The 15,673-nt window shown below is 64.3% G+C and carries 5 protein-coding genes; all 5 read right to left on the bottom strand.

Annotation, left to right across the window (positions count from 1 at the left end; genetic code table 11):
- Nucleotides 1-70: 70 nt before the first annotated feature.
- A complete protein-coding gene (locus tag OTER_RS21630; protein WP_012377082.1) occupies nucleotides 71-2,218 on the bottom strand; it encodes a tetratricopeptide repeat protein in 2,148 nt (715 codons plus the stop codon).
- A gap of 159 nt (nucleotides 2,219-2,377) precedes the next feature.
- On the bottom strand, nucleotides 2,378-3,742 hold the full coding sequence (locus OTER_RS21625; protein WP_012377081.1) for a pectate lyase family protein: 1,365 nt from the start codon (nucleotides 3,740-3,742) through the stop codon (nucleotides 2,378-2,380).
- Between the two features lie 368 nt (nucleotides 3,743-4,110).
- Nucleotides 4,111-7,545: a TonB-dependent receptor plug domain-containing protein gene (locus OTER_RS21620; protein WP_012377080.1), complete on the bottom strand. Its 3,435-nt coding sequence runs from the start codon at nucleotides 7,543-7,545 to the stop codon at nucleotides 4,111-4,113.
- Nucleotides 7,546-7,954: 409 nt separating this feature from the next.
- A complete protein-coding gene (locus OTER_RS21615; RefSeq protein ID WP_148218208.1) occupies nucleotides 7,955-11,461 on the bottom strand; it encodes a TonB-dependent receptor in 3,507 nt (1,168 codons plus the stop codon).
- A 404-nt stretch (nucleotides 11,462-11,865) separates the two neighbouring features.
- Nucleotides 11,866-15,306 (bottom strand): TonB-denpendent receptor, encoded by a 3,441-nt coding sequence (locus OTER_RS21610; protein WP_012377078.1) that lies wholly within the window; start codon nucleotides 15,304-15,306, stop codon nucleotides 11,866-11,868.
- Nucleotides 15,307-15,673 lie beyond the last annotated feature (367 nt).

Below are 15,673 nucleotides of genomic sequence, written 5' to 3'. Positions count from 1 at the left end.
GCCGCAAGAGCGGAGGACAGGCCCGCCGGTGGATGCTGACGCGGGGGGGCAGTCGCCCGGTGCGGCGACGCTATCGTTCGCCGAGCCGCTGCGCTTCGAGAAAGTGCGGCATGGCTTCGTCGCTGCGGCCGAGCTGACGGAGCGCAAAGCCCAAGTCGCGATGCGCCGCGCCGGACTGTGGCATCAGCTCCACGACGGCGCGGAAATGCGGGAGCGCCTGGTCGAGCTGTCCGTGTCGGGCGAGCATCCGCGCGTAGGTCTGATGGGCTTCGACGGAATCGGGTTCGAGCTCGAGCGCGCGCTCGAAGTGCCGAATGGATTCGCTGAACCGATCAGTGGAGGCGAGGGCGTAGGCGAGGCTGAGCTCGGCGTGCGCATGAGTGGGCTGCAGGGTGACGACGCGCTCGAAGTGAGGAATGGCCTCCCGCACCCGATCCGTCTGGGCCAGCGCGAGGCCGAGATTGTAGTGAGCCATGGTGTAGCGCGGGTCGAGCTGCACGGCGCGTTCGAAATGCGCGATCGCCTCGGCCGCCCGATCGAGCGTGAGCAGCGCCGTGCCGAGGTTGTTGTGCGCCTGGACGTAGTCCGGCTGAAGCGCCAGCGCGCGCTCGAGGTGCGGAATCGCTTCCCGCGACCGGCCGAGCCGGATGAGATCGTCGCCCAGATTGCTCATCGCCTGCGGATAGTCGGGTCGGATCCGGAGCGCCTGCTCGAGATGCGGAATCGCTTCCGCGGGCCGGCCGGATTCGGTGAGCAACATCGCCAGGTTGTTGTGCGCCATCCAGCAATCGGGGTTTTTCGCGAGGGTGTCGCGGTAGAGCCTGAACCCGTCGCGATAGATGGCGGCCTGCGACCAGGTCAGCGCGCCGAGCACCAGCAGGATCACGCCCGCGCTGGAGAGGGCGGCGGGACGAGTCCAGCGCACCGCAGCGTGGGCGATCGCCGCGGCGACCAAGGCGAAGACGGCGAGCGCGGCGAGATATTGGAAGTGGTCGGCGACGTAGGAAAAGACGAACGGGTAGACGTTGAAAAAACCGAGGACGGGAAACAGCGTGCCGCCGAAGAGGAGTGCCGCGGCGAGCGGAGCGCGGCGCCCTCCTTCGCCAAGCCTACGGAGGGCAGGGGCGGAGAGTTGAGAGTTGAGAGTTGAGGGTTGGGAGCCGGAGTGGGCGATACGCCAAAGCACCGCCAATACCGCGAGGGTGGCGAGCGGGAAGAGCCATTGCCACCAGGCGGTGGCGTCGACGTGCCAGCGCGGATAGATGAAACTCAGCTCAGCTGGCCAGAGAAGTTTGCCCAGGTAGAACCACACCACGCGACCGGCCAGCAGGCCACGCTCAATCCAGCCAAGATCGAACGCGGCGCCCTGCGCGCCGATGAGCGTGCGTTCGAAGTGTGCGGTGAGCGCGCCGCCGGCAATGCTCAGGCCGAACCACGGAAGCAGCGGCACCACGTCGTGCCGCCAGCCGAGCTTGCCGCGGCGCCACCAGAAGATCACCAGCAGCGCCGCCGGTAGTGTGGCGGTGACGGTTTTCGTCAGCAAAGCGCAGAGAAAAAGAAAGGTGGCGAAGAAATACCCGAAGAGCGGCCGGGGACGGCCGCGCTCCCACGCAAGCGGGGGCGCAGAACGAGGTGGCGCGGGCGTTTCGGTCGGGGATCGAGCCGGATCTGGCCCCCGTGCCACGCCCAACATGGATTCACGGGCGGGACGCCCGTGCCACTGCAGATACGCGAGCGCGGCGGCGAGATAGAAGATCGCGGAGAGGGTGTTCTTCTGTTCCGAGATCCACGCGACGGACTCGACGCCCACCGGATGGAGCGCAAACAGCAGGGCGGCAAGCGCGGCGCCGGGGACGGCCAGCCGGCGCAGCAACGCGGCGAACAAACAGGCGACGAGGGCGTGCTGGAAGACGTTCGTGAGATGATAGCCGAGCGTCGCGTCGCCCCACAGCCGATGCTCCAGCCAGAACGCCGAATGCAGCAGCGGATAGTATTGCTGGGTGGCGCCGATCTCGAACCAAATGCGGCCGAGTCCATCGAACGAGCGCAGATCCTGGCGGGTGAGGTGACCAAGGTCGTCCCACAACACGCCGCCACCGAGCGCGGGCCAATAGGCTGCCAGCGCCACGAGGAAGAGCAGCGGATACAGCCAACGGGCCGGCAGCGCGAACGGATCGGCGGGGGTGGAGGGGGACGAGGAGCCGGGGCGGGAGGACATGAACGACGACGGCCGCGAACGCGCGACGCGCTGCGTCAGACGATGCGCCGCGCACTCGAGCGGGCGAGGATTTTTGCGCGAGTGAGGGCGTGGCGGCGGGGTTGCGCGGAATAGGAGCAAGCGAGACGCCCGCGCTCCCACGCACGCATTGGCGGACGACTAGCTGGCGTGCGGATCGGTCTGGTTGAGGAATTCCTCGAGATGGGTGTAGCCGTCGCGGCCCGGATCGTCGTTGCGGTCGGCGGGGTCGCGAGGATTCAGCTGATGCGCCTGCTCCCAGTCGTCGGACATGCCGTCCTGATCGGAATCCAGTGGAGGAGCGGCGGATTTCAGCAACGGCCAGCCGCCGACCTCCGTTTGGGAATTGATGATCCGGCCGGAACGTTGGCGCACATCGCCCACCAAACGCGCGTCGACGACGTCACGCCGCGGCCGTGAGGCACCAACCTCGGCGAGCACCTGTTCGAAGGCCGCGGAGGCGGAGGTCGTGGTGACGGGCGCGGCGGGGAACGGCTGCGCCTGAAACCGCACCTGCACGCGGCCGTCCGCTTCGGTGGCGCTGAACATCGCGCGATTGTCGGCCGTGAGCGCCTCGTCGCCATCGAGCACGTTGCCGGCGAGGTAGAACTCGAGATTGGACGGGAAGCCGATCTGGATGGGTTTCGACGTGCGCGTGTCCGGGCCGGGGCGGAGGTAATTGCCGACGTAGTTGACCGTGAACGTGCCCTGCGTGAGACCGGCGGCGGTTGAAATGTAGTTATAGACCACGTTGTTTCGGACGTCGAAAGACGGATACGGCGGCTGGCCATAGTTGTCGCCGAGCCGCGGATTGCGCGAGTGCGTGTGAAGCCAGAGATTGTGGTGCCACGTGACCGGACCGATGGCGCGGGAAAGCGAACCGAGCCCGTGGGCGCCCTTCTTGTGTTTGCTTGCGTGCAGGGGCTCGCCGATGAGGCACCATTGCACCGTCACGTCGGTGACCCGACCGGAGAGCGAGAGGCATTCGTCGATGGACCACGTCGCGGAGCAGTGATCGAAGATGCAGTTGCGGGCGCCGAGGAAGAAATCGGCGCTGTCGGATTCCTGCGCGGTTTCGTCGCCGAGCCGGAAGCGGAGATAGCGCACCACGACGTCGTGGGTGGCGACGCCGAATGCATAGTCGCGCAGGCAGATTCCGTCGCCGGGCGCGGACTGGCCGGCGATCGTGAGAAACGGTTTCGTGACGATGAGCGGGCGTTTCAGCTGAATGGTGCCGCTGACACGAAAGAGGATCGTGCGCGGGCCGGCGGTTTCGCAGGCGGCGCGCAGGCTGCCGGGGCCGGAGTCGTCGAGGTTGGTGACAAACAACACCTGACCGCCGCGGCCGCCGGGCGTGTGTGCTCCGGCGCCCTCGGCGCCGGGAAAGGCGGGGACCGCGAGGGAAGGCGGCGAGACCGCGGCGGACGCGGCCGTGGTCAAGCCGGCGAGCAACACGCACGCGCAGGAAACAGCAGGGCGAAGGAAACTCGTTCGGAAAAGACGCATATCAAAAATTGCGGCGGCGGCGCGCCGGCAGCGGAGGAGCTTGTCGATCTCGCGGGGTGAGTTCCAGCAGAAGCAGGCGACGGCGGGCGAGAGCGGAGCGAATCAGCTTTTGATCGGGCGCGAGGTGCGGGTGGTGGTACGGGAATCTTGTCCCTTTGCGTGGCATGGGCGTTCCGCCCATGTTGGCGGCGCGGGGCGCCGTCCACGGGCAGGATGTCCGTGCCACTTTCAGCATTTCGGCGAAAGCCTTACGGGTTCCGATACAAAGGGCCTTGAGGGCAAGGCGCTCCACCTTCCGGCTGCAGGAGAAAAAAACGCCGCCGCCCGGGCGGGCGGCGGCGTGAGTTGGAAGGATCGAGCGACGGCTCTCAGAGGTCGAAGCTCGCGGTCAGGATGAACCGCCGCGGATCGACGATGCGGTAGGTGTGGATGGTGCCATCGGGATAGGCGCCCACTGGCTGCAGCTTTCCGTCTTCCTGGAGGTTCTGGACGTTGAGGCGCAGTTCCATGCCGACCTTGTCGTTGAAGAGCTTCTGCTTGTAGCCGACGAAGACGTCGAAGTAGTAGTGCTCCTTGTCGTAGATCGGACGCGTCACATCGAGCTCAGTGACGATGGCGGGCAGCTCCTGGACGCCGCGGTAGCCGATCGCCTGCTTGCTCTGGTAGCGGATGGCGCCACCGACGTTGAAGCGCTTGAGCCATTTGTTGTCCGTGACGCCGGTGAGCCGGAAGTTCGTGCTCAGGCGACCCTTGTATTTGCTGAACTGCGGGCTGGCCTGGCCTTCGAGTTCGCGGATGACCGAGAACGGCTGCTGAATCCAGCCGATGAAGTTCTGCTCGGCTGTCTGCGTCGCGCTCGGATAGCGAGCTTTCCACCAGAGTCCGTTTGGATTGTCGGCATTGCGCTCGGCTTCCGGATCGACGATCGACGTCCACACCGGCATGCGTTCATCGATCCAGCGCGTGAGCGAGCCGGAGATGTTGAGGTTGCGGGTTTCCGATTCCTCGAACGACGCGGCGACGGTCCAGTAGGCCGTGGGGTTGTAGCTGATTTCGATTTCCGTGCCCTTTGCCTCGATGTCGTTGGTGGCGGCCATCGGCGTGGTCGGGTTGATGAGGAAGTCGATGTGATCCAGCGGGAGCTGCATCAGCGTGGCGGCGCGTTGCCGGATCTGTTCCTCGGACTCGCTCGGATACTGCCGCGTGAGCCAGCCGGCGCGGTTGTAGTTCGCGGCGGATGGCGTGTAGGCGCTGGCGACATTCCAGAGCACGAAGCGCGACGCGGTGGTCGAGACGACGGGGACGTCGACGCGGCTGACGCGCTGGAAGAAGGCGTTGGCGTCGCCGTTGCGCGAGTTCTTCGCGGTGTTCTTGTAGTGCGTGAGCCGGACGACGAGCTTGTCGCCCAGCGCGAAGTTGAGGCCGAAGCTGCGGTCCTCGCCGGTCGGGTCGGGCAGCGGATTGCGGTAGATGTCGAGTGCCTCGCCCTCGGGCAGGAAGCTGTCGGAGCGGTTGTAGAAGACCGACATGTCGCTCAGCAGGTCGCCGAAGAACCGGCTGGCGCCGGTGCCGCTGGCCATCTGGTCGAAGAACTTGATGTTCTTAAACGGACGGACGACGGCCTGGTAGTTCGTCGTGTCGCCGCTGTTGTGACGCCAGCTGGTCGATTCCCACGCGTCCACGACCTCGTAGTTGTAGGTCAACCCGTCGGTATTGAGCATCTGATTATTCCGGCTGCCGAACATCTTGTAGACGTCGTCGCGGCGGACGCCGACCGTGGTGACGATCGAGTCGTTCCAGAAGTGGCTTTGAAGCACGCCACCGATGGTCTTGAGGATGCGCTTGGTGTTCTGGGTCCCGCCGGCGCTGTCGGTGACGGCGCCGAGGCCGAGTTCCGAACTCTCGCGGCGAAGCGCGCCGGTCTGCACGTTGCCCCACAGGTATTCGTAGGTGCCGTAGGAGAAGGAGCGCGGAGCGTAGTCGACGTTCTCGCCGTTGGCGTCGCCGACGTAGAACCGGAAGTTATTCCGGGCGGCGGCGATCACCGCGGGCGTGCCGGAGACACCTGACTGGTTGCCGCGATAGAGGCCGGCCGGGATCCAGCTGTTGTTCGAGACGAACGTGTCGCGGTAGGAATACTGGCGCTGCACGCGATACTTGTATTCGTCGTAACCGGTGAGCTGGTGCCACCCGAGCCACTTCGAGAAGCCCTGGTTCTGGGTGAAGTCGAAGCGGTAGGCGAGCTGGGCGCGGTAGGTGTCCCACTTCCACGGCGAGTAGACCGTGCGCGGCTTGTTGGTGGTGATGTAGGGGCGCAGGAAGTAAGGATTCGGCGTGCCGTCGAGGAGCTTCTCGTTGACGTCGATCGTGAGCTGGCCGGAGAGACCGTTATCATTGGAGATGCCGATGAAGTTGCGCGTATAGCGCTCGGACTCCTCGCGGAGGAACGTGAACTGGCCGGCGAGCGTCTGCCGCGGGGTGTTCAGGAAGATCTGGTCGAGCTGGACGGTGGAGATCTCGGCCTTGTCCCAGATGCGGTTCGGGGCGGCCATGTTGATCGAGGACCAGTCGTAGATGGACTTGTCGGCGATGCTGGGGACCGTGGACCACAGTGGCTGCGTGCCGGTGCCGTAGTTGTTGGCCTGACCTTCGCGTGAATTGGGCGCGAGGAACCGGTTGGGCTGAATCGTCTGCGAGGGGTTGGTGCCGGTCGCGCCCGTGGCGGCGCTCCAGTGCGTGATCTGACCGTTTTCGTCGATGAAGACCTGGCTGTCAGCGGAGCCGAGCCAGCCGGCGCCGAGCGCGGCGGCGGGCGTGCCGGCGGGTCCGTTGTAGTTGCCGTTGGTCTGGCCGTAGGGCCCCATCGTCGTGCCGTTCACGTGGACGAGGCGGGTGATCGGGTCCCACGTCGGGCGGCCGTTGGCCTGCCAGTAGGTGATGGCATCGCGCGGCGGCAGGGCGTTCGGGCGGTTGCCGTACATGTGGTGGTAGTAGTAGGCGCCGCTGATCGTGGTGTTCTTGAACGGCCGGTATTTCACCATGAAGTTGTAGCGCTCGGTATCGACGCCGGAAGGCTTGCGGACCCACTCCTCGTGGTTGAAGACCTGGCTGAAGCGGACCGCGAGCTTGTCCTTGATGATGACCTGGTTGACGTCGACGCTCTGGCGGTAGCCGTCCCAATCGTCGGCGCGCGCCTCGAAGCGAATGCTGTCGCGCTGCAGGTTGGCGGAGGCGCCGACCTGGTTGACGGTGCCGGATGGATTGCCGAGGCCGAACACGTTGGCGTTGGGTCCGCGGCTGATCTCGATCGCATCGACGATGATCGGATCGATCGGCATCCGGTTTTGCGTCTCGATGTTGTTCAGCGAAACGTTGGCGGAGGCGATGCCGCGGACGCGGTTGGCCTGCGCCGGATTCAACTGCACGTTGTCGGAGACCGAGCCGTTGCGATCGATGACGACGTCGGTGAACGTGCCGGTGCCTTCGGTACCGGGCGTGTAGAGGAAGACATCGTTGATATCGAGCATCGCGAAGTCGTTCATCTGCTCCTTGGTGACGATGGTCACGGCAGAGGCGAGATCCTCGATGCGGGTGTTGAAGCGGGTACCCGACATCGTGTTCGCGCTGTAATAGCCGCGGGTGTCGGAAACGACTTCGAACGGCGACAGCACGACGACATCTTCGTCGGGTTGCGCCGGGGCGGGCGTGGCTTGCTGGGCCAGGCCGATCGCCGTGAGTCCGAACAGGCAGGCCGGTACGAGCAGGAACCGGTGCCGGGAGCGTAGGGTTTGTAGAGGCGTCATGATGTGATGGTAACTACGGCTTGGTTCTTGGTTGGTGTGGTTTGCGGGTGAGCTGGAGCGGTTTGAAACTTCCCGTTGTGAAGAGCACCGGATTCGGGCCGGACGCCCTGTCCGTGGGGTCGGGAAAAAAAGGCGATCGCACAGCGGGGCGCTGGTAAATCGGTGCTTTCCAAGGGGGTAGTGATGAGGACTGCGGCAGCTGTGAACCGCCGACGGCTTATGACACAATGGCACCCATGTCATAAACCCGGGACAAGGGTGCTGTTGCGCACATTGTTGACCGACTCGGGTCGACTCCGGTGGGTGGGGACGCGGCTTCGCGCGGGGGTGAATCGTGCGCAAAAAAACGCCGCCGCCCAAGGTTGGGCGGCGGCGGGTGAACCCGGAGGTTCGGGTAGGCCGTGTGGTGTTACAGATCGAAGCTGGCCGTCAGAATGAACAGCTGCGGATCAATGATGCGATAAGTGTGAATCGTACCGTCGGGGAACGCACCCACGGGTTGCAGCCGGCCGGTCTCGCCGAGGTTGCGGACGTTGGCCTTCAGCGTCATGACGACTTTGTCGTTCCAGAGCTTCACTTTATAGGAAGCGAAGAGGTCCACGTAGGTGTGCGTTTCGTCGTAGATCGGCCGGTTGACATCCAGTTGGGTGATGATCGCGGGCAACTGCTGCACGCCGTAGTAGCCGATGGCGCCCTTGTCCTCCCAACGTAGCGCACCGCCGACGCTCATCCGCTTGAGGTGCTTGTTGTCGAAGAGACCGCCGAGCTGCACGCTGGTGCTGGCGCGGAACGCCCACGGACGGATCTGCGGGTTGGACTTGCCTTCCAGCTCACGCATGACGGCGAACGGAGCATCGACGAACGCGATGAAGTTCTGCTCCGGCGTCGCGGCCGAGGCGGTATAGGAGGCCGGGGTGCCGTAGGTCAGCGCCGAGTTGCCGACGGCGAGTTGGGTGTAGCGGTGCTTCCACCACAGTTTGCCGGGGTTGCCCTCGTCTGCGGCATTGGCATCGGTGATCGACGGATCGACGATCGAAGTCCAGATGTCCCTGCGGGTTTCGATCCAATCGACCAACGCGCGGGACACGTTCGTGTTGACCGACTTGGTCTTGGTGATCGAAGCCGCGACCGTCCAGAAGTTGGTCGGGTTGTAGTTGATCTCGATCTCGGTGCCGGTCGAGCGGATATCGGTGGTCGCACCGATGCCGGGACTCGCGTTCGAGTAATAGTCGCGGTTCTCCGCGCTGAGGCCAGTCTGCCGCTCGACCTCAGCCTCGACCTGCGCCGTCGACCAGCCCGGATTCTGCCACGTGACCCAGCGTTGGGCGTTGTAGTAGAGATTGTGACTGCCCGTGGGGCTGCCCGCGCCGACGACCGGGAAGTCCATGCGCAGGACGCGGCCGGCCATCGTGCTCATGTCGTTCGTTTGAGCGTTGGTCTGCTTGTTGTCGTAGCGCGTCGCACGAATCTGCAGCTTGTCACCGAACAGGCTCAGGCCGAGACCCCAGCTCTTGTCGGTGCCGGTGGTGTTGGGCAGCAGATTCTTGTTCAGATCCTGGGCCGGATTGGTCGGGAGGAAGCTGTTCGATTTGTTCGAGTTGACCGACAGCCCGTTGAGGAGTTCGGAGAGGAACTGGCCACCGCGGCCGTTTTGCTGCAGCTGGTTCACCCAGGACATGCCGGTGAAGGGCCGCACGACGAACTGCACGTTGGTCGTGTGGCCGCCGTTCTTGAAATAATTCGCGTCCCAATGATCGATGACGTCGTGGTTGAACGTGATGCCGTCGGCTTGGAAGACCGCGTTGCGAGGATTGCCGGGATTGCCCAGTTTGGTCCAGAGGCTGTCATTGCGCCAACCCACGGTCGTGATCAGGCGGTCGTTGAAGAGATGGCTTTGCCCGACGACGCCGGCGGTCTTCAAGGTGGTCTTGCTGTTGAAGTCGCCGCTGAACCGGCCGGATTTGTCCGCGGCGGCCGGCCCGATCAGAATATTGTCGGTGTGGCTCGTAAAGACATACGGCGCCGCCGCCGTGCCAGAACCGGTCCGGCTCACCCAAACAAATGGATACGTCTGGTTGTTCTCGAAGGTGGTGGCCGGCGCGTAGTCGACGTTGTTTCCGTTCGTGTCACCCACGTAGTAGCGTTGGAGGCCGGTGGTGATCGCGAGATTCGGCGGGCTGCCGGAGGGCGAGCTTTGGGAGCCGACGTACGTGCCAGCCGGAATCCACGAAACGGGGGAGATCATGGCGTCGCGCCAGGAGTACTGGCGGTTCATGCGGTATTTGTATTCGCCGTATCCGGTGATCTGGAACCAGCCCAGCCACTTGAGCAGGTTGTCCTGGTCGGTGAGATTGAGCCGATAGGCCAACTGGCCACGCGTGGTATCCCACTTCTGCGGGTTGTACTGCATGCGCGGCCGGTCCGAAGCGACGTAGGGCCGCAGGTAGAATGGATTGGGCGAGCCGTCGAGCAGTCGCCGGTTGATATCCACCGTGAGCTGGCCGGACTGGCCATTGTCGTTGATGGTGCCCAGGACGTTGTTGGTCCACCGCTCGGACTCCTCGCGGAAGAACGCCGCCTGAGCCGCCAGCGTCTGCATCGGCGTGTCGAGGATGATCTGGTCGATTTGGAAGAGGCTCGTGGTGGTCTTGTCCCAGAAGCTATTGGGGGACGACAGATTGATGGACGACCAATCGTAGATGCTCTTGTCGCTCACCGTGGGCGTGGTGTTGAAGAGCGGTTGATCGAACGGGCGCGGGGCCGTGCCCGAGAAGGTCGGACCAGCGGCGGCCGCGGGCTGAAGGTAGCGCTGGCCGACGGCGTTGGCGGTCGGGTTGGTCGCATTGGTGACGATCTGTGGGGCGGACCAATACACGAGCCCGTCGCGGTCGATGAACATCTGGTTGCGGTTATTGCCCAGATACGCCGAGGTGAAGTATGGCCCGTTATAGTTGTTGGCGGTGTAGGTCCCGACGGGCGCATCGTTCAAGTAGACCGTCATCGTCACGGGATCCCACGTGGGCTTGCCGCTGGCGATCCAGTAGGAGAGGTTGTCGCGGGGCGGGATGGCGTTGGGCCGATTGCCGTAGGCGTGATAGTAGCCGATCGAGCCGGTGATGGTGGTGTTCTTGAACGGCCGGTATTTGATCATGCCCTTGTAGCGCTCCGTTTTGACCCCGGAAGGCTCGCGCTCGAACTCGTCCTGCTGGAACACGCCGGAGAACCGCACGGCCAGCTTGTTTTTGATGAGCACCTGATTCACGTCGAGGCTCGTGCGCCAGCCACCGTAGCTGTCGGCGCGGGCCTCGGCGGACACGCGGTCACGGGTGAGGATGGCCGCGGTTGGCACCAGGTTGATCGTGCCCGAGGGGTTGCCCAGGCCGAACACGTTGGCGTTCGGGCCGCGGCTGATTTCCACCGACTCGACTTCGACGGAATCGACTGGCACGCGGTTCATCGTCTCGAAATTGCTGAGCGAGACATTAGCCGGTGCGATGCCGCGCACGCGATTCGCCCCCGTGGGGTTGGCCTGCACGTTGTCGCCGATGCTGCCGTTGCGGTCCAGGGTGTAGTCGGTGTAGGTGCCGGTGCCCTCCGTGTTGGCCGCGTACAGGAAGATGTCGTTCGCGTCGATCATCGCGAAGTCGTTCATCTGCGCCTTGGTCATTACCGTGACCGACGACGCGAGGTCGGCGAGCTTCGTGTTGAAGCGCGTGCCCGACATCGTGTTCGCGCTGTAGTAGCCCTTGGTGTCGGACACGACGTCGAACGGCGACAGCACGATGACCTCGTCGTCTTCGGGCTGCGCGGGGGTGGAGGCGGCCTGCTGGGCCCAACCCGTGATCGCAAGTCCGAACAGACAAGCGGGCATGAGCAGGAGCCGGTGCAGGGTTCGTGGTGGTTGTTGGATTCTCATGGTGTTATCTTTTTCACTACGGCAAACTCGCTCCGTGCAGCCGAGCCGGGTTAGGGAGATCCCGATGGCCGGGCACACCAAGCCGGTGGGACAGACTCTCGGGGTGACTACAGGGAGCGCAGGACGCAGAGCGGCGAACGCCGGGGGTTGCTGGGTGTTTCCAGGGGTAGGATCAGGAACAAAGGGCGGGTTTTTGAAGACCTGCCGAAGGAACTGCGACGGGCATGGCAAGCCCGTCATAAACCCGGGACAAGAGCCCTGTAGCGCACATCGTTGACCGCAAGCCGCGGGGAATCGGGCAATCGGCGCAGCCTTAACCCGGCTCGTGCTTCTGCGCCCAAAAACAACGCCGCCGCCCGGACGGGCGGCGGCGTGCGCCTGCGCAATCGACCAACCGAAGGTGACTACAGATCGAAGCTCGCGGTCAGGATGAAGATCCGCGGATCGATGATGCGGTAGGTGTGAATCCGGCCGTCGGGGAACGCACCGACCGGCCGCAGCCCGCCGCTCTCCGTCAGGTTGCGCGCGTTGAGCTGGAACTGCGCGCTCACCTTGTCGCCCCACAGCTTGGTGCGATACGTGATGAACGCATCGAGGTAGTGATGGGCGCCATCGTAGATCGGACGGTTGGTGTCGAGTTGGGTGATGGTCGCGGGCAACTGCTGAACACCGTAGTAGCCGATGATGGCCTTGCTCTCCAAGCGGATCGCGCCGCCGATGGAGAATTTCTTCAGGTGCCGTTGATCGGTGATGCCGGCGAGATCGAGCTTGGTGCTGAACCGGGCATTGTAGCGGCGGGTCTGCGGGTTCGCCTTGCCTTCGTTTTCGCGGAAGGCGCTGTAAGGTGCACCGACGAACGCGATGAAGTTGAACTCCGGCGTCTGGCTGCCGCTCGCGCCCTGGTAGAGTTGTTTCCACCACAGTCCGTCGGTGTTGCCTGGCGTCGGATCGAGGCCGCCTTGCGCCACGGGCACGCCGATGCGCGGATCCTTCACCGTGGTCCAGACCGGCATGCGCTCATCGATCCAGCGTTGGATCGTGGCGGATACGTTGCGGTTCGTGACCTCCGAATCGGTGATCGAACCGGAGACGGTCCAGTAGTTGGTTGGATTGTAGTTGATCTCGATCTCGGTGCCCTTGGCGACGATGTCGGCCGTGGCGGCGAACGGCACGCCGGGATCGAAGAGGAACGCTTCGGTCTCGGGGGAGATGCCCGTGACTTCGGTCACCTTCGCGCGAACCTGATCGTCATTGAGCGTGGGGCTTTGCCACCGCACCCACGCGTCGGCTTGGAACAGCAGGCGCGCGGGATTCGGCGTCTGGCCCGACGGCGACATGTCGAGGCGGGTCACACGCTGATTGAAGACGCTGGCGTCGCTGTTGCGGGCGTCCTTCTGGGTGTTCTCGTAGCGCGTGGCGCGAACGACGAGCTTGTTGTCGAACAGGTTTAGCGCGAGCGTGTAGCTCTCGTCCTCGCCCGTCGGGTTCGGCAGCCGGTTGTGGTAGAGGTCCTGCGCCGGCGTGGCGGGCAGGAAGCTGTCGGACTTGTTGTAGCCGAGCGTGAGGTTGTTGATCAGATCGGCGGCGAAGCTGCTTTGATTCCGCAGGTCGCGCACGAAGCCGAGATCGCGGAAGGGCCGCACGATCGCCTGCACGTTCGTGGTCCGGCCGGAGTTGAACAACTCGTCGCCGGACCAGCGGTCGGTGGTGGTTTTGTCGTGGGTCAGCCCGTCGTTGTGAAGCCGCACGGCCGTGTGGCCGAACATCGTGTAGACCTTGTCCTCGCGCGCGCCCAACGTCGTGACGAGCCGGTCGCCGAGGAAGTGGCTCTGCATGACGCCGCCCAAGGTGCGGATCGTGACCTTGGTGTTGTTGGTGCCGCCGGTCGAGTCGGTGACGGCGCCGAGGCCCAGGCTGACCTGCTCACGATTGAACGCGCCGGTGGCCGCGTTGCCCCAGACGTAGTCGTAGGCGCCATACTGGAAATCCGACGGCGCGTAGTCCACATTCGCGCCCTCGGTGTCGCCGACATAGTAGCGGTAAAAACTCTTCGTCACGTTGATGTTCGCGGGCGGCTGACCCGGACCGCTGACAGTGGACTGATTGCCACGATAAACGCCGGCGGGAATCCAAGAATGGTTGGACGTGATCACGTCGCGCCACGAGTACCGGCGGTTCACGCGATACTTGTACTCGCTGTAGCCGGTGAGCTGATGGGATCCGAGGTGCCGCCAGCCGTCGTTGCGCTGCGTGAAGTCGATGAGATACGCCAGTTGTCCACGCGTCGTGTCCCAGCGCGCCGGGTCGTATTGCATGCGCGGCCGGGCGGTGCCGATGTAGGGTCGCAGGAAGTAGGGATTGGGCGTGCCGTCGAGCCGTCGCTCGTTCGGGTCGATCGAGAGCTGGCCAGACTGGCCGAGATCGTTCGAGATGCCGATGTAGTTGCGCGTCCAGCGCTCCGAGTCCTCGCGGAAGAAATTCCCCTGGAACGCGAGCGTGTGAAACGCATTCCGGAAAAACAGCTGGTCGAGCTGGACGTTGAACGTCTCCGTCTTGTCCCAGAATCGATTGATGGCGGAGATGTTGATGTTCTCCCAGTCGTAGATGGACTGGTCGCTCACGGTGGGTGTGGTGAGGAACAGTGGCTGGGCGTTGGAGCGGACGCCGGTGCCGCGTGCGTCGGGTGCGCCGGTGGTCTGCAGATAACGGAGGTTGCCGGGCGCGGCCGTGGCCGGCGTCGTGCCCGTCACGCTCGATGGCGCGGCCCAGTAGCCGATCCCATTCTGATCGATGAACAGCTGGCTGGAATCGAAGCCCAGGTAGCTCGCGCTGAAGTAATCGATAGTCTGGCCGTTGAAGCTCGAGGGGAACGTGTTCGCGGTGACTGGCCCGATCGTCTGGCCGTTGACGTGGATCACGCGGGTGACCGGATCCCAGGTTGGCCGGCCGCTCTGGATCCAGTAGGAGATGTTGTCGCGCGGCGGCATCGAGTTCGGCCGGTTGCCGTAGGCGTGATAGTAGAAGTACGAGCCGCTCAACGTCGTGTTCTTGAACGGCTGGTATTTGATCATGCCGTTGTAGCGCTCGGTATCCACCCCCGACGGCTTGCGTTGAAACGCCTCGTGTTGGAACACCTGCTGGAATCGGACGGCCAGCTTGTCCTTGATGATGACTTTGTTGACATCGACGCTGTTGCGGTAGCCGTCGTAGCTATCGGCGCGCAGCACGATGCGAGCGTCGTCGCGCTGCAGGTTGGCGGCGGAGGGCACCTGGTTCACGGTGCCGGACGGATTGCCGAGGCCGAACACGTTGGCGTTGGGCCCGCGACTCACCTCGATGGAGTCGATGCCGACCGCGTCGATCGGCACGCGGCCCATCGTTTCGATGTTGCCGAGCGAGACGTTGGCCGGCGCGAGACCGCGCACGCGATTGGCCTGGGTCGGGTTGTTCTGGACGTTGTCCGCGATGCTGCCGTTGCGGTCGAGGACGTAGTCGGTGTAGGTGCCCGTGCCTTCGGTGCCCGCGACGTAGAGGAAGACGTCGTTGATGTCGGTCATTGCGAAGTCGTTCATCTGCTCCTTCGTCATGATCGTGATCGAGGAGGCGAGATCATCGATCTTGGTGTTGAAGCGGGTGCCGGACATCGTGTTCGCGCTGTAGTAGCCGCGCGTGTCGGAAACGACTTCGAACGGCGACAGCACGACGACCTCTTCGTCGCGTGGCGCGGTGGCGGAGGCGGAGGCGGGGGCGGACTGCTGCGCCAGGCCGACGGCGGTCAGGCCGAACAAACAAGCGGGGGCGAGCAGGAATCGAGGCAGGGTGGGTGGTGGTTGTTGGGGTGTCATGTTGTCTTTGTAGCTACGGCTTGAACGATCCGTGTCGTGGCACGGGAAAGGAGAGGGGGCATCGCCAGCGGCGAGCACCGCCCGGACAGGGCGTGCAGTCTCTTCAGTGGGGAACTGGAGGGAGGGCGTGGGGCGCGAAGCGCCGACGCCGGGGTTAGGTGGATTCTAAGGGGGGAGGGAAAATGGCGGGCTTTGACACCCGTCGGAAAACCAGACGGCTCATGGCAAAGCCGGCAGAAAATCAGGACAAGTGCCGTGTTGCGCACATCGTTGACTGCGCGGCAGGGGGCGCCAGGCGAAACGGGGAGAGGGCGCGGCCCGGGCGCCGGCGGAGGGGCGAAACGAGGAGGTGTCCTGCCCCGAGCAG

The sequence above is a fragment of the Opitutus terrae PB90-1 genome (assembly GCF_000019965.1).
Taxonomy (GTDB): Bacteria; Verrucomicrobiota; Verrucomicrobiia; order Opitutales; family Opitutaceae; genus Opitutus; species Opitutus terrae.
Note: the sequence above shows the minus strand (reverse complement) of the source record. Positions and strands in the feature narration are given on the sequence as shown.